General features: G+C 72.5%; 11 protein-coding genes. 6 read left to right on the top strand and 5 right to left on the bottom strand.

Annotated elements, in window-relative coordinates; translation table 11 throughout:
- Positions 1 to 210: 210 nt before the first annotated feature.
- The 3 genes from ElP_RS07815 to ElP_RS07820 are packed head-to-tail and all read right to left on the bottom strand — an operon-like array spanning position 211 to position 4,379.
- Complete coding sequence (locus ElP_RS07815; RefSeq protein ID WP_145268083.1) at positions 211 to 1,656, bottom strand: hypothetical protein; 1,446 nt, start codon at positions 1,654 to 1,656, stop codon at positions 211 to 213.
- A gap of 5 nt (positions 1,657 to 1,661) precedes the next feature.
- Complete coding sequence (locus ElP_RS37720; protein WP_197446802.1) at positions 1,662 to 1,829, bottom strand: hypothetical protein; 168 nt, start codon at positions 1,827 to 1,829, stop codon at positions 1,662 to 1,664.
- Between the two features lie 54 nt (positions 1,830 to 1,883).
- Positions 1,884 to 4,379 (bottom strand): DUF1549 and DUF1553 domain-containing protein, encoded by a 2,496-nt coding sequence (locus ElP_RS07820; protein WP_145268085.1) that lies wholly within the window; start codon positions 4,377 to 4,379, stop codon positions 1,884 to 1,886.
- Positions 4,380 to 4,514: 135 nt separating this feature from the next.
- On the opposite strand from ElP_RS07820, the gene ElP_RS07825 reads away from it, so the two are divergent.
- From ElP_RS07825 to ElP_RS07840, 3 genes are all read left to right on the top strand, one after another.
- The gene (locus ElP_RS07825) at positions 4,515 to 5,885 is read left to right on the top strand and encodes a DUF1501 domain-containing protein (protein WP_145268087.1); all 1,371 of its coding nucleotides are present in this window, start codon (positions 4,515 to 4,517) and stop codon (positions 5,883 to 5,885) included.
- 728 nt (positions 5,886 to 6,613) lie between these two features.
- Positions 6,614 to 7,000 carry an RNA recognition motif domain-containing protein gene (locus tag ElP_RS07835; protein ID WP_145268091.1) on the top strand — a complete coding sequence of 129 codons (387 nt, stop codon included), beginning with the start codon at positions 6,614 to 6,616 and terminating at the stop codon, positions 6,998 to 7,000.
- Positions 7,001 to 7,769: 769 nt separating this feature from the next.
- A complete protein-coding gene (locus ElP_RS07840) occupies positions 7,770 to 8,795 on the top strand; it encodes a transglutaminase-like domain-containing protein (protein ID WP_145268093.1) in 1,026 nt (341 codons plus the stop codon).
- An 87-nt stretch (positions 8,796 to 8,882) separates the two neighbouring features.
- Here ElP_RS07840 and ElP_RS07845 read toward each other — a convergent pair whose 3' ends face one another.
- The gene (locus tag ElP_RS07845; RefSeq protein ID WP_145268095.1) at positions 8,883 to 9,158 is read right to left on the bottom strand and encodes a hypothetical protein; all 276 of its coding nucleotides are present in this window, start codon (positions 9,156 to 9,158) and stop codon (positions 8,883 to 8,885) included.
- A gap of 255 nt (positions 9,159 to 9,413) precedes the next feature.
- Here ElP_RS07845 and ElP_RS07850 point away from each other — a divergent pair, with 255 nt between their 5' ends.
- Positions 9,414 to 10,502: a carboxypeptidase-like regulatory domain-containing protein gene (locus tag ElP_RS07850; protein WP_197446803.1), complete on the top strand. Its 1,089-nt coding sequence runs from the start codon at positions 9,414 to 9,416 to the stop codon at positions 10,500 to 10,502.
- 232 nt (positions 10,503 to 10,734) lie between these two features.
- Positions 10,735 to 11,883 (top strand): glycosyltransferase family 4 protein, encoded by a 1,149-nt coding sequence (locus ElP_RS07855; RefSeq protein WP_145268099.1) that lies wholly within the window; start codon positions 10,735 to 10,737, stop codon positions 11,881 to 11,883.
- Here the strand turns inward: ElP_RS07855 and ElP_RS07860 are convergent.
- The gene (locus ElP_RS07860) at positions 11,853 to 13,238 is read right to left on the bottom strand and encodes a dicarboxylate/amino acid:cation symporter (RefSeq protein WP_145268101.1); all 1,386 of its coding nucleotides are present in this window, start codon (positions 13,236 to 13,238) and stop codon (positions 11,853 to 11,855) included. The genes ElP_RS07855 and ElP_RS07860 overlap by 31 nt on opposite strands.
- A 300-nt stretch (positions 13,239 to 13,538) precedes the next feature.
- On the opposite strand from ElP_RS07860, the gene ElP_RS07865 reads away from it, so the two are divergent.
- Positions 13,539 to 14,855, top strand: a complete 1,317-nt coding sequence (locus ElP_RS07865; protein ID WP_145268103.1) for a type II secretion system F family protein — start codon at positions 13,539 to 13,541, stop codon at positions 14,853 to 14,855.
- Positions 14,856 to 15,283: the final 428 nt, after the last annotated feature.

The raw sequence follows: 15,283 nt of genomic DNA on the forward strand, positions 1-15,283 counted from the left end.
CGAGAGGGCGAGCCCGGATCAGGTCGAGGCCCCGCTCGTGGGGCACGGGTCGTTCGAGGATGACGTGGGCGACCTCGCGGCCCGGTGCGGAGACGACGACGCAGGAGTCGGGGAGGAATCGGTCGCCGCCGGTCGGCCGGCCGATCGGGCTCAGGCCGCGACTCCGCCGGTGATGCCGGGTCGGTCGGGGGGCGAGTCGCAGGAATGACTTCAGGGAGAGCGTTCGAGCAGCAACCGCTCCTCGCCCGCCCAGCGACCGACGACCCACTCGGCGACCCGATGCAGTTCCCGCTCGCCCTCCGACCTCGGCTCCCGGTGCCGCCCCTCGATGGCCCGCAGCCGATCCAGGGCGGCCCGGTACTCGGCCCGCTTCTCCGCCGTCAATTCGCCCCGATCCTCCATCGCCCGGACCCGCTCGAGGCTCGTCAGCGGCGAGGGCTGGCACCACGTCCGCTGGAAGTTGAAGGCGGCCTGGAGTTCCAGCACATCCTCGACCGCCTGAGTGGTCGAGGCCGCCCCGAACAGGTCGAGGCCCAGGATTTCCTTGTACCGCTCGAACGAGAGGTCGGGGTTGCGGACGAACTCCCGGTAGGCGATCCGCTGGACCCGCATCGGCAGCTCGTCGTAGGGCGGCTCGCCCGGATCGAGCCAGCCGAAGCCCAGCGGCACTTGGCGCTTGCCCTTGAGCCACGCCTGGCCCTCCTCGGCCTCGGCGGCGACGAACGTGAACGCCTCCAGCGAGGGGACGTAGCCCGTCGCCCCGATCTCCCTCGCATGCCGGGCACCGGCCCGGATCTCCTGCGGACCACGCCGGGCCGGCGAGTCGTCCCACCACAGGCTGCTCCTCGCCCGCTCGATCAGGTCGGGCTCGGGGCGGGCGCTGTGCGGCGTGAACACCAGCGACCAGCGGGGGTCGAACGGGAGCTTCGCCGCCTTGACGCCGAAGCCCGGCACGTCGGCCCCGCTGAAGTAGTGCGGGAAGACCACGACCGTCGCCTCGGCCTTCCGGGCCCAGACTTCCTCGGAGATCCCCCTGACGAACCGGAACTCCTCCTCGAAGAACCGATCGCCGCAGTCCCGGCAGTGGCAGATGGCGTAGTCGGACGACTCGATCAGGAGCCCGTCGGCGTCCGGGTAGGCGTCGAGCATCTCCCGGGCGTACTCCAGCATGAACCGCTGCGACTCGGGCCTCGACGGGCAGAGGTTGTAGCCCCAGCAGCCGATGCCGAACGGCTCGACGGGCATCCCGTCCTGACCGATCGCCCTGAGCTCCGGGTGCTCCAGCGGGTACTGGTTCACGCCGTCGTAGCCGAAGGGCGTGAAGCCCAGCAGCACGCGGATGCCCTTCGAGTGGGCGTGGTCGATCAGGTCACGCACGAAGTCCTCGCGGACGTTCTCATGGTCGGCGTTGTACCGCCAGGTGATCGGGTATTTCTCCGAGCGGAAGGCCCCGGCGACCCAGAGCAGCAGGGTGTTCCCGCCGTCGCCCTGGATGCCGTCGATGATCGTCTCCCAGGCGTCCAGGTCGTAGGTCGGCATCCGCATGAACGTGATGTAGTAGCCCCGCTGGGCGAACGGCCCGGCGGCCTTCGGATCATCGGCGGCGGGAAGCCACATCACGGTCAGGGCGGTCAGGGCGGTCAGGATCGGGAGCATGGGCGTCACGTCCCCTCTGCGGGTCGGTCGTGCGGGCAGGCCAGTTCGATGAGGAGATCCAGGCCGACGCCGACGGCATCGCAGGCCAGGTCGCCCCGGAGGAAGCCGTGGCCCGGGGCGAGACCGCCGAGGGGCACGCGGCGGATCACGTCGATCCGGGGGGCGTGGGGCACCCTTCACGCACCGGAACGTGCCGGAATCGTAATCGGACAGCCGGCCCGTCGACCTCAGTGTCGGAACAGGAACTCGGGGTGGTTCAGCAGCGACCAGAGCAGGTCCTCGGCGACCCGCCGGCGATCGGCCTGATCGGTCGCCTCGGCCAGTCGGGGGGTGACGAGGGCGGACTCCTCGTCCGAGGGGGGGCGGCAGACGGTCGCCAGGAACAGCTCCTCGACGATCGCCTCGTCGCCCGCCCCCGAGGCCATCAGTCGGCCGATCCGGTTGTCTTCCTCGGCCACCTTCTCGTGCACGGTCCGCCCGCCGACGAGTTGCAGGGCCTGCTCCAGGGTCGAGTCCCGCTCCCGCTCGCATTCGCAGGCTTCCGAGCGCGAGGGGCGGCCGAAGGTCCTCAGGAAGGGGTGCGAGAACTCGCCGTCGGGCACCTCGACGGCCCGGGTGCCGGGGGGGAGGTGGCCCAGCTGCTCGTCCACCCCGGCGGCCTGCGAGATCGCGTCGAGCAGGACCTCGGCCGGGAGCAGCGCGACCGTCGCCCGGGAGAAGTAGCGGTCGTCGTCGGCGTTGAACGCATTCGGCTCGGCGGATCGCTGGTAGGCCCGGCTCGCGCAGATCAGGCGGATCGTCCGCTTCACGTCGAAGCCGTGGGAGGCGAAGTCGTCGGCCAGGGCGTCCATCAGGCCTTCGGAGATCGGCGGGTTCGACGCCCTCAGGTCGTCGACCGGGTCGACGATCCCCCGGCCCATTAGGTGGAACCAGATCCGATTGACCGCGGCCCGGGCGAAGAAGGGGTTCTCGGGCGCGGTGATCCAGTCGGCCAGCGCCTCCCGGCGGTCCTCGTCCCGTTCCAGCGCGACGGCCGGCGCCCCCAGCGGCTTCGGGGCCATCACCCGGCCCGTCCGGGGCTGGCGGATCTCCCGATCGGGCTGGAGATAGACCGTCTCCTCCTTGTCGTAGGTCTCGAAGAACTGCGGCCCGTTCTTGTACCGGACCTGGCTGAAGAAGGCGGCCATGCCGTAGTAGTCGTCCTGGGTCCAGCGGTCGGCGACGTGGTTGTGGCACCGGGCGCACCGGAGCCTCAGCCCGAGGAACACCTGGCTGACCGTCTCGACCGCCTCCTCCGGGTCGCGGATCCGCCGGTAGAAGCTCGCCGGCGGGTTCACGTAGTTCGGCCCGTCGGCGGTGACGATCGCCCTCGCGAATTCGTCGAACGGGATGTTCGCGGCCACCTGGTCCCGGATCCACCGGTAGTAGCTGTACGCCCCCTTGTGGCCGGTGAACCGCTGGTTGCAACCGAGCCGGTCGGCCCACTTCATCGCCCAGAAGTCGACATATTCGGGACGCCCCAGGAGTCCGTCGATCACGAGCGCCCGCCTGTCCGGCCGGTCGTCGGCCAGGAAGGCCCGGATCTCCCCCGGGGTCGGGGGCAGGCCGATGAGGTCGAGGTGGGCCCGGCGCAGGAAGGTCGCGTCGTCGCAGGACCTCGAGGGCGGGATCCGGAGCAGTTCCAGCTTGGACGAGAGGTGCTCGTCGATGAAGTTGGCGTTCGGCGGATCGGTCCAGGCCAGGCCGTCGACCGGCTCCCGGAAGACCAGCCGGGTGGTGGCGACGAGGCTGCCGAAATTGACGAGGACGGTCGCCTCCCCGGTGCCCGCCTTGCGGGCCATCCCCCCCGGCCCGATCGTGGCGACCGTCGCGTCGGACGACTCGTAGCGGGCCAGCCGGGTCACGTCCCGGACGGTGCCGTCCTCGAAGTGGAGGCGGGCGGCGAGCTGCTGGGATTCGGCCGGCGCGTCGAGCACGCGGTCGCCGGGCAGGACTTCCAGCCGGGTCGGCACCGGTAGGCCCTCGGGCTCGGCCGCCAGCCCCTCGGCGATCCAGTCCCGGAGGATCCGGTACGTCGGGTCGTCCGGGCCGAACCGGCGGCCCCCTTCGTGGGCGACGGCGCCGGTGCCCTTGAGCAGCACGAGGCTCGACTCGGGGTCGAACGGATTGACCCGACGACTGCCGACCTCCCGGGAGAGGGTCGCGTGGTCCAGATCCGGGTCGAAGCCCCGGAGGCTGAGGCGGAAGCCCTCCTTGCCCGTCGGCGTGCCGTGGCAGGCCCCCTGGTTGCAGCCGGCCTTGGTCAACGCGGGCTGGACCTCGACCTCGAACCGTCGGGCGTGCTCGACCCCGGCGCGCTCGACCGTCACGGCCGCCGCCGCCTCGGCCGTGCCGACCCGAGCGACGACCCGGGCCTGCCCCGCCGAGGCCGGCCGGATCAGGCCGCCCGGGTAGACCTCGACGACCGGAGCCCCCGGGGAGGTGAACTCCGCCACGGCGGTCAGGTCGCGCACCGATCCGTCGTCGAAATACCCGGTGACGATCAGTTGCGCCTCGTCCCGGCTCCCGTCGAGGCGGACCTCCGCCGGCTCGACCGTCAGGAGGGCGGGCGTCTCGCCCCCGAGGACCACCGCCGGGGAGAGGGGCAACGGGGCGAGGGCGGCGGCCAAGGCGAGGGCCAGGGGGGGCGTCCGGCGGGCGGTCGGCGAGGGCCGGCGAGTCATGGCGTCCTCCTCCGGGGGGGGATCGGGCCGGGGGGTTCGGGGTGGAACCGCCGACCCTCCTTGTTTACAACATATTTAACGCAGGACAGCCCCGGGACGCGAGGGCGATCCCCCGATCAGCCGGAGGGCGAGGCGATGCGACGCGATCCGATCGGATGCCGGGAGTTCGCACGGGGCCGGGCCAGCCGACGCCAGGCCCTCCGGGTCGGCGCCCTGGGCTGGCTCGGCCTGGGCCTCGCTGACGTGCTCCGGGCCGAGGGCTCGGCGGGCTCCCCGCCGGTCCGGGCGAAGTCGGTCATCTTCCTCCACCAGTTCGGCGGCGCCAGCCACCACGACACCTTCGACATGAAGCCGGAGGCCCCGGCCGAGATCCGGGGGGAATTCTCGCCGATCGCCTCGACGCTCGACGGCGTCTCGGTCTGCGAACACCTGCCGAGGATGGCGCGGGTGATGGACAAGGTCTGCCTCGTCCGGTCGGTCCAGCACGGCACGAGCGCCCACAACTCGGCGGCCTACTACTCGCTGACCGGCCACAAGCCGCTGATCGACATCGTCACAGCGAACGCCTCCGCCACCGATTTCCCCGCCTACGGCGCGATCGTCGACCACCTCGCCCCGAGCCCCCGGCGGATCCCGACGGCCGTCTCACTGCCGACGATGATCGCCGACGGCCCGTTCCGCACGCCGGGGGAGTTCGCCGGGTTCCTCGGCAAGGGGCATGACCCGCTGTTCGTCCTCAAGGACCCGAACCGGGACGGGTTCTCGGTCGAGGAGCTGAGCCTGCCGATGGAGGTCTCCGCCTCCCGGGCCGGCGACCGCCGGTCGATGCTTGCCGGCCTGGCCCGGCATGCCCGGCTGGGAGACCGCCTCGCGCAGGTCCGGGGCATGGACGCCTACCAGCAGCGGGCCTTCGACCTGCTCACCTCCCCCCAGACGCAAACCGCCTTCGACATCCACGCCGAGGCCGAGTCCGTCCGGGACCGCTACGGCCGGACCACCTACGGCCAGAGCGTCCTGCTGGCCCGGAGGCTGGTCGAGGCCGGGGTCCGGTTCGTCACGGTCTACTATTCCCCCGGGATCGGCGGCTGGGACACGCACAAGGACAATTTCAACACCCTCCGGGACTCCCGCCTGCCGATCACCGACCAGACCCTCTCCGCCCTGCTCGAGGACCTCGACGATCGCGGGATGCTCGACGAGACGATGGTCGTCTGGGCCGGCGAGTTCGGCCGGACGCCGAGGATCAACCGGGATGCCGGGCGCGACCACTGGCCCAAGTGCTACACGATCCTGATGGCCGGCGGCGGGCTCCGACGGGGCTATGTCCACGGCGCCTCCGACGCCTCGGGCGCCTTCCCCGTCGCCGACCCCTGCTCGCCCGACGACGTCTCCGCGACCATGTTCCACTGCCTTGGCATCGACCCCGGCACCGAACTGCGCGACCAGCTTGACCGTCCGGTCCCGGTCTCCTACGGATCCGCCCTCACCCCGCTCCTGGCCTCGTGATCGACCGCGCCGGGGCGCACGGGTTCGACCCGGGCCGGCCCCCGGTGCGCATCCGGGTGCCCCTCCTCGGGGGGCCGAGACGCGGATCGACGGTCGCCCGAGACGGTCGCGGCGAGGGCGGCAATCCCCGCCCGACCGCCCGCACCCCCCGGAGCCGCTTCGAGCCCTCGCCCGTGAGCCGCAGGTCCCGGTCCGGCGGCCGGCCATCGTAAGTGGCGAAATCGTCCTGGGTCGGCGGGTCGTGCGTGACCTTGAAGATGGCCGTCGCCTCGTCCACCTCGTCGAAGATGGGGGTCGGTGAAGCCGGGGGCCGGGTACCGCTCCCCGTCGGTGGCCTCGGCGGCCGGTCGGGTGCGGTCCCGGTCGACCTCGAAGACCCGCCTGATCCCGCCCCGGGCCCTCGCCGTCCGAGGGAACCCGTGGGGGCTCGGTGCGCATGGGAGGGAGGTTCGGGGTCGCCGGGCGAGGAGGCCATGCACGACCGGGGCCGGGAGTCGGCGCGCGGGCCGACGGAATCGACGCCGATCACCGTTTCACAGTCCCCCCATCCTTGGGTAGGATGGTCCCGGTTGGTCCGACGACCGAGCAGGCGAAGCCGGCCCGTCCCCGACGCCCGCTCCCGCCCCGCTCGTCCGTCGTTCCCGCCGATCGGGCTCGCCCTTGAGCGCCGTTCCCTCCGGCCCGGGAAGCATCGCAGGGCCGGCACGCTTGCGCCCAGGAGACCAGCAGTGGGCAAGAAACTCTACGTCGGCAACCTGACCTACGGGGTCAGCAGTTCGGACCTGGAGCAGTTGTTCTCGCAGTTCGGCACCGTCCAGAGCGCCCAGGTCATCGAGGACCGGGAGACGGGACGGAGCAAGGGCTTCGGGTTCGTCGAAATGGACACCGAGGCCGAGGCCCAGGCCGCCATCGACGGCCTGCACGACCGGGACCACGACGGGCGCCGCCTGACGGTCAACGAGGCCAGGCCCCGGGAAGACCGCGGCGGTGGTGGCGGCGGCTACGGCGGCGGTCGAGGCCGGGGCGGTGGCGGCGGCTACGGCGGCGGCGGCGGCTACGGCGGCGGCGGTGGGTACGGCGGCGGCTATGGTGGGGGCGGCGGCCAACGCTATTGATCGCCCGCCAGGCGATGGGGATTCGGGGAGCCCGCGGGCGTGGGCTCCCCGGCCCCCCCGTCGATGGCCCCCGGGGCGGCAAGGCCCCAAGGCTCCCGACCCCCGGTCACGTCATCGAGGGCGATGGGGCTTCCTGTCGCCGGATTTCGAGGACGACGCTCCTTCGACGAGGAACGAGGAGGCACGACCCGTCCCCAGGATCCGGGCGTCCGAGTCCGGAGCCCGAGTCGCCCCTCCCCCTCGGCCTCATCCGACGAGGACCGATCGACGGCCATCCCGTCGACGCCGTCCCCGGGTTCGGTCCGGCGACGGCGGACACCTCGGCCCGATGTTCGCCGACCGAGCGTCCGGTCCGGGGCCGCTGCCCGAGGCCGGGGCCCGGGACGCACTCCCTCGCCAATCGGTACCGCGCCGCGCAAGGAAAAAGGCGGGCCGCCGCCAGCGGACACCGCCTGCCTTTGGTCAGGTCGGGAACGATCCCTCGGGCAAGGTATCGCCTCCTTTCGACGCATCGACCGTGGGCCGCACCGGCTCAACCCTCGAACGCGGCCCAACAGGATCTTACGCCCCGGACCCCGCCCGAGTCAATGAGGTCGGTCCTCCTCCGGGCCTCCGGGCGACGACCCATCATCCCTGGGGGTGATGTCGCTCCTGCCGGGTGGCGGTGATCCCCGACGTAAGAGGTCGGACGAAGTCGGACATCGAGTCTCGAACTGGGCGAACTCGCGATGAGACCGCACCATCCGGCCTCGACCCCGAGGACTCCCCGATGACCCGAACGCGACTCCTCGCCCCGCGACTGCTCCCCGCACTCCTGATCCTGACCCAATCCGCATCGGCGGCGGGACGGGCCGAGGACGAGCCCCCTCGCACGCGGACCTTCGCCGTGACCTGCCGGGCGACCGTCCGGGAGATCCCCGAGGGCGCCCGGGTCCTGGACCTCTGGCTCCCCGTGCCGCGGGACGACGACCACCAGACGATCCACCGCCTCACCATCGACGCCCCGGCCCCCGTCACCCTCGGGCGGGCGCCGGGCTCGGGCAACCGGATGCTCCACGTCCGGCTCGACCGGCCTCGGGGCGAGGTCGACGTCACGCTGACGATCGTCGCCACCCGATCGGAGAACGCCGGTCGGGATGAGCCCCTGGACGCGGAGGGACGGGGGCGATACCTGGCGCCCGAACCGCTGGTGCCCCTGGACGGGCCGATCCGTCGGCTCGCCGACGAGGCGACCGAGGGCCTGGAGGGGGACTTCGAGCGGGCCAGGGCCCTCTACGAGGCGGTGGTCGGCACGATGACCTACGACAAGAGCGGCACCGGCTGGGGGCGGGGCGACGCGCTGTATGCCTGCGACGAGCGGCGGGGCAACTGCACCGACTTCCACGCACTGCTGATCGGCATGGCCAGGTCGGTCGGCATCCCGGCCCGCTTCGCCATCGGCCTGGCGCTGCCGGGGGAGGGGGGGGCGGGCGAGATCGCCGGCTACCACTGCTGGGCGGAGCTGTATGTCGAGGGTCGGGGCTGGGTGCCGGTGGACGCCAGCGAGGCGGCCAAGGACCCCTCCCGGAGGGAGTACTTCTTCGGGCACCACGACGAGGACCGCCTGGAGTTCAGCCGGGGCCGGCACCTGACGCTGGAGCCGCCGCAACAGGGGCCGCCGCTGAACTTCTTCGTCGATCCCTACGCCGAGATCGACGGCGTGCCCCACGCGGCGATCGCTCGGCGCGCCACATTCGAGGACCTGGAGGGCGTCGAGGGGCCGTCGGCACCGGCCCCCGGGGGGGATCGGCGCTGAGCCGAGGTCGTTCCGGTGAGGTCGCCCCGCTCCCGGGGAGACCTCCCCGGAACCCCGCCGATGGTGGGAATCTCGGACATCCCGGACTCAGTCGAGCCGGGATGCGACGGGCAGCTTCGACCGCCAGCCCTCCTCGTAGGGATCGGAGAAGTGGAGCTGGACCGCCGCCGCCCTCGTCGCGTCGGTCTTCCGCAGCAGTTCGAGGGCGTCCCGGATGCGACCGAGGCGGGGGTCGGCCTCGACCCCGGGCCGGTCGGCGGCGCGGTCGAGTCGGTCGAGGGCGGCGGCGAGGTCGAGGATCCGGGATCGGATCTCCAGGAAGTCGCGCTCCAGCACGTCGGCGGCGGTTCGGGTCCGGCTCATGGGGACTCCTCCGGGGAGGGAAGGGGTCGGAATCGGGTCCGGCGGGCCTCCCATCTTCGCAGCCCGGGGGGCGGCACGCAATTTGTGCCCGGGTGGGGCACGTCGACGACCCGCCCGGCGTCGGGGCGTCGGCTCATGACGCTTGTCCCGGTCGAACGGGATGGTATGGTTGTTGGTATGGGATCGATCGATCCGGCGAGCCCCGCCGCGAGGATCGCGAGCGGGCCCGCCAACGGACGCCCTGGAGAGGACACCATGACCCGGTTCATCCGCCGAATCGCCCTCGGGGGCCTGCTGGCCCTGGCGTTGGGATTGACGCCGAGGCCCGCGGTCGGCAACGGCTTCGGGCTGTTCGGCCCGAGGGAGACGGTCTACCTCGGTTCCCCGGTCGAGACGATCTACGCCGTCCCGACGGCCACCTCGTACGTCGTCCCCACGACCTCGATCGTCTCGACCTCGTACCTGGTGCCGACCGCGTCGTACGTCTATCGCCCGGCACGTTACACGCTGGCCCCGACGATCTACCGGTCGGCCTCCACGCTGCTGCCGACGAGCTACCTGGTCGGCTCGTCGTACCTGCGGCCGACCCGCTATTACCTGGATGACGTGGTCTCGACGTCGTACGTCCCGACCTCCTACGCCTACTCGACCAGCCTGCTCTACCCGTCGAGCGTCGTGTACGACTCGACCCCGATCGTGGTCGATCGCCCGGTCGCCGCGCCGTCGCCATCGCCGTCCGGGACCTCGGCCACTCGTCGCAACGAGCCGGCGCTGCAGGCACCCAGGCAGTCGGGCAATCCCCCGGGGACCGGCCGGTCGCCCGAGCTGGAGAGCCGGGCCATCGAGCCCCGACAGCCGGAGGCCTCCGCCGCCCCCGCCGAGGAGGAGGATGCCGGGATCGTCCCCGAGCCCTCCAGCCCCCCCACGCTGCCGGCCCCCGGCGAGGACGGGGCGATCGAGGGGATCATGCCCCTGCCCGAGCCCTTCGAGACGCGGACCTCGCAGCGCCCCGCGTTCTCGGGGGGCCTGCCCGGCTCGACCCTGGCCGCCGCCACGAAGCTGGTGCAGGGCCGGGTCCGGGACGAGCAGACCCGGGGCCCCGTCTCCGGCCTGGTCGTGACCTTCTCGAACACCGTCTCCAGCTTCGCCGAGCGTCGGGCCGTCACCGACGAGGACGGCCAGTTCCGGCTCGCCGAGTTCCTCCCCGACGGCGACTGGTCGATCGTCGTCTCCGGCTCCGGGGCCAACGCCCCGACTCGCACCTATCCCCAGGTCACCGTCATGGGCGGGCGGATCTACGACCGCCTGGGCCGGGATTACTCGAAGCTGGTGCTCGACTATTGATCGACCGGGCCTGACCGGCCCGGGTTCGCGATTCCCAGGGACGGCGCCGGCCCCGGCCGGCGCCGTTCGTTTTTCCCCCCACCGCCCCGGGGAGTCCCATCCGATCGAGCGGGATCGGCCCGCCGACCGACCCCGCGGTCAGGGCCCGGGCCGGAGACGGCCCGGGGGGACCTTGGTTCGCGTTGCGTCGCGGTGGGCTTCGCCGCCGAGGCCGGGGAGCTGCGGTCCCGAGATGCCCGAACCTCCCCTGCGAATCTGCGACCTCCTCGCCTACTTCCACCCGTATGCCAGCGGGGCCGAGCGGCAGGCGTTGGCGCAGGGGGCCGAGCTGGCCCGCCGGGGGCATGCGGTCCGGGTGGTCACGCAGGCGGTCCGGGGGTCGGGCCTGCCGAAGGACGAGGTGATCCGGGGGGTGCTCGTGCACCGCTGGATCGAGCCGGTCCGGGTCGGCCCGCTGTTCGGCCTGAGCTTCGTGGCCGGTGCCGTCCGGGCGTTGCGTCGGCTGCGAGCCGAGTACGACCTGATCCACACGCACCAGGGGCTCTGGGAGTCGATCTCGACGGGCGTGGCCCGGTCGGTGATCGACGCCCCGACGCTGGTGCAGCCGGCCAGCTCCGGCTACTTCGGCGAGGCCGAGGAGATGGCCCGGACCCGGGGGTTCCCCGCCCTCCGTCGCCTCGCGCTGCGGAACACCGCCTTCGCGGCGATCTCCGAGGACATCGAACGGCAATGGCTCGCCCTGGGGGTCCCGCCGTCGCGCATGCACCGGATGGCCAGCGGGGTCGAGACCGATCGCTTCCACCCCGGCCCCTCGGCGGTGGAATCTCGTTTCCCCCCCCGGCCCCGCGTCCTCTTCACCGGCCGCCTGCACCCGCAGAAGAACCTTGATGTGCTGCTCGACGCCTGGGCCGAGGTCGCCCGGCGATCGACCGCTCACCTGATCCTCCTGGGGGACGGGCCCGACCGCGGCCGCCTCGTCGCGAAGGCGAAGGACATGGGCCTCGCCGATCGGGTCCACTTCCCGGGACCGGTCGACGACCCGGCCGACTCCCTCCGCGCCGCCGACGTGTTCGTCCTGCCCAGCGTCGCCGAGGGGATGAGCAACTCCCTGCTGGAGGCGATGGCGACCGGACTCCCCTGCATCGCCTCCGAGATCGGCGGGAACACGGACCTCCTGGCCGAGGGCCCCCGGGGACTGCTCGTCCCGCCCGGGGACCGGGACGGGTGGGCGGACGCCATCCTCCGGGTTCTCGGCGACGAGGGCCTCGCCCGGTCGCTCGGCGAGGCGGCCCTGGGGCTCATCGGCGAGCGATTCGCGATGCCGGTCGTGGTCGATCGCTACGTGGACCTCTACCGCTCGCTGCTCGCGGGCTCGGGCTGATCCGGGCCCGGCTCGAAGCGGTCGAGCAGGACGGCGACGGTCATGTCGCCGATCACGTTGACGGTCGTCCGGCAGCGGTCGAGGAACCAGTCGATCGTGAGCAGCAGCGGCAGGGCCTCGGCCGGCAGTCGGACGGCGGCGAAGATCAGGGGCAGGGTCACGAAGCTGCCGGAGGGGATCCCGCCCGCGCCGACGCTCGCCAGCAGGGTCGTCAGCATGATCACCACCTGGTCGGTCAGCGTGAGATCCGCCCCCAGGGCCTGGGCGAAGAACAGCGCGGCCACCGCCTGGTAGAGCGCCGTCCCGTCGTTATTGAAGTTCGTGCCCACGCAGGCGGCGAGCTGGCTGGACGCCCGGGAAACTCCCAGGCGGCCGGTCAGTGCCTTCAACGTGATCGGGATGGTGGCGGCGGTGCTCGCCGTGCTGAAGGTCATCGCCACCACGTCGGCCGACCCCCTCAGGAACCGCACCGGCCCGTACCGCCCGAGCACCCCGAGCTGGGACAGGTACCAGGCGACCTGGCAGGCGAAGCCGGCCAGCACCGTCGCGATGAACCAGCCGAGCTGGAGGAACAGGCCGAACCCCTCCCTCGCCAGGCTGATCGCCACCACGCCGAAGACGGCGATCGGCACCAGGGCCACCACCCAGAGGAGGATCTTCATCAGCAGCTCGAAGCCGACCACCAGCACGTCGACCATCGCCCGGTAGGTCGTCTCGCCGGCCGCCCGCTGCCGGTCGCGGTACTGCGCCAGGGCGATGCCGAAGGCGACTGTCATCAGCACCAGCTGGGCCAGGTTGTTCGAGGAGAACGCCTCGCCGACGCTCCGGGGCACCATCTCGACGAAGATCTCGGCCACCGTCTTGCCCGGGGCCATCGCCCTGGGGGACGGCCGGTCGATCAGGCGGTCGATGAGCCGGGGGTCCTCGGCGGAGGCGACCGCCGACGCGCCGAGATCCGCCCCCGCCCCGGGTCGGATCAGGTTCGAAGCGGCCAGGCCGATGACCATGGCCACCAGCGTGTTGACCAGGTAGAACCCCATCATCCGGGCCCCCTGGAGTCCCCGGATGTCGTTGGTCACGATGGCGCTGAGGATCGCCAGCACGACCAGGGGGGCGGCCAGTGCCCCCAGGGCCCGGATGATCAGCACCGGCGCCAGCTCCATCGCCGTCGCCAGGCCTCCCAGGATGACCCGGGCCGCCCCGGGCATCCGGTCGTACCAGGAGCCGTCGGCCCCGAGGAGCATCCCGGCCGGGATCGCCAGCAGGACGGCCAGCACGACCCAGGCGTAGAGCGGCAGGGACTTCGAGGCCTCCGCCTCCTCGATCGTCGGGTTGACGGCCTTCTCGTCGTCCATCCGGCATGCGCTCCGTCCGAGTGCGGGCGATCGGGCACCCCCGACCTCGAATCGTAACACGTTGCCCGAACGCCGGTGCGGGCCGCAAGGGGGGACCGCGGGGGAGCCGCCCGACGGGGCGAGACGCCTCCGGGGAGGACGGCGGGCGACGAGGATCGGCGTCCCCGCCCGGCGGCGATCCGGTCGGGGGATCCCCGCCCCCGAGTTGCCCGGGCGACCCGCCCTCGCGGATAATCCCGGGAGGTCGGCATCGCGATCGCCCCCGCCCACCCCCGACCCGACGACTCCCCGAGGCCTCCCATGAGCATCCCCGACGACGGCGAACGGCCACCGCGGAACCCCAGCCGAGGCCCCCGTCCGCTGCCCTCGTCGGGGTTCGACGACCAGAACAGCACCTTCCGGCCGGCGCCGGGCCCGGCCGCCCCCAGGCCCCGGCGCCCGAAGACCGGCCCCGACGACCGATCGCCCGAGGACGCCTCCCGGCCCGACACCCGGGGCCGGGGCCGCGCCCGCGTCTCCCCCGGCAAGACGCCGATGATGGAGCGCGTCCTCTTCGGAACGGTGAAGTCGACCGACCTGGCCACCTTCTGCCGGCAACTCGCCGGCTACCTGGAGGCGGGGGTCGACCTGCTCAAGGCGCTCAGCGGCCTGGAGGCGCAATTCCGGGCCACGGCCCTCGGGCCGGTGCTCGGCCGGATCCAGGTGGCGATCCGCAGCGGGGACACCTTCTCCGACGCCCTGGAGAAGGAGCCCCGGACCTTCGACCGGCTGATGCGGAGCATGATGCGGGTGGCCGAGGCCCGGGGCGGCATGCCCGAGGTCCTCCGCCAGCTCGCCTCGCACTACGAGAACCGGGTCCGGCTGCTGCGTCGGGCCCGCTCGGCGATGATCTACCCGACGGCGGTGATCCTGATCGCCCTGGCCGTGGGCTACCTGCTGACCGTCTTCGTCCTGCCCCCGCTCGTCGGGATCCTCCAGGACATGGCCCGGGGCCGGACCGCCGACCTCCCGGCGCCGACCCGGGCCCTGATGGCCATCAGCAATTTCATGCAGGCCGTCGGCTGGTGGCTGATGCCCTTGCTGGCCGTCGGCGGGCTGATCGGGCTGACCCGGGCCTACCGGACGACGCCGGGCAAGGCCCTGATGGACGAGGTCGCCCTCCGGATCCCGGTGCTGGGGCTGCTGCTGAAGAAGCTGGAGACGACCCGGTTCGCCCGGACGCTCTCGACGCTCCTGGAGGCGGGGGTCGCCTACGACGAGTCCATGAGGCTGACCGCCGACGTGATGCACGCGATCCCCTACCGCCGCGCCGTCGACCGGGCCCGGGTCGAGGTCATGGCCGGGCACGAGCTGAGCGACGCCCTGGAAGGCTCCCGGCGTTTCGGCGTGGACGTGATCCACGTCATCTCGACCGGTGAGTCCACCGGCAAGCTGCCCGAGTCCCTCGCCCACCTGGCCGAGGACTACGAGGAGCAGGTCGACCGGATGGTGGACAACCTCGGCCAGCTGATCCAGCCGATCCTGACGATCGCCATCGGCGGGGTCGTCTTCTTCATCGTCCTGGCGTTCGTGATGGCGTACGTCTCGGTGCTCTCGGGCCTGGCCGGGGGGCTCTGAGCGGCCCCCGCCCGGGATCGGCCTTGACCCCGGGGCGATCCTGGGCTATTCCAGGGGCCCGACGATCGCACCCCCCGACGCTCGACGACCGCCGACCCGAGGCCCACGGCCCGGGGCGTCGACCCGATCGAATCTGAGCACGTCCCATCGATCCGCCACCCCCCGTTCGAGGGTCCTCCCGCCCCCGGCCGACCGGACCGCCCTCCCCGGAGGATCGGCCCGACGCCCCGACCGGCGAGCCGTCCGAGCCCGAGGGGCCGGGCCGGTCCTCTCGACCCGTCGCGATCGGCCGGTTCCGAAGCCGAGTCCCACTCCGGGAAGGAGCCCGTTGGGGCCTCGGGGCCTTGCCGCTTTCCCTCAAGTCCCGACGACGGAGGCGACGATCCCAGTCGTCGGGGGGAGGTCGAGCGGGCCGGGCGCACTTAGCG

The sequence above is a fragment of the Tautonia plasticadhaerens genome, from assembly GCF_007752535.1.
Classification (GTDB): domain Bacteria; phylum Planctomycetota; class Planctomycetia; order Isosphaerales; family Isosphaeraceae; genus Tautonia; species Tautonia plasticadhaerens.

What these genes read in the sequence shown, in the direction of transcription:
- ElP_RS07815 (WP_145268083.1), bottom strand. Translation starts at nt 1,656, where the DNA reads ATGCTCCCGATCCTGACCGCCCTGACCGCCCTGACCGTGATGTGGCTT.
- ElP_RS07820 (WP_145268085.1), bottom strand. Translation starts at nt 4,379, where the DNA reads ATGACTCGCCGGCCCTCGCCGACCGCCCGCCGGACGCCCCCCCTGGCC.
- ElP_RS07825 (WP_145268087.1), top strand. Translation starts at nt 4,515, where the DNA reads ATGCGACGCGATCCGATCGGATGCCGGGAGTTCGCACGGGGCCGGGCC.
- ElP_RS07840 (WP_145268093.1), top strand. Translation starts at nt 7,770, where the DNA reads ATGACCCGAACGCGACTCCTCGCCCCGCGACTGCTCCCCGCACTCCTG.
- ElP_RS07845 (WP_145268095.1), bottom strand. Translation starts at nt 9,158, where the DNA reads ATGAGCCGGACCCGAACCGCCGCCGACGTGCTGGAGCGCGACTTCCTG.
- ElP_RS07850 (WP_197446803.1), top strand. Translation starts at nt 9,414, where the DNA reads ATGACCCGGTTCATCCGCCGAATCGCCCTCGGGGGCCTGCTGGCCCTG.
- ElP_RS07855 (WP_145268099.1), top strand. Translation starts at nt 10,735, where the DNA reads ATGCCCGAACCTCCCCTGCGAATCTGCGACCTCCTCGCCTACTTCCAC.
- ElP_RS07860 (WP_145268101.1), bottom strand. Translation starts at nt 13,238, where the DNA reads ATGGACGACGAGAAGGCCGTCAACCCGACGATCGAGGAGGCGGAGGCC.
- ElP_RS07865 (WP_145268103.1), top strand. Translation starts at nt 13,539, where the DNA reads ATGAGCATCCCCGACGACGGCGAACGGCCACCGCGGAACCCCAGCCGA.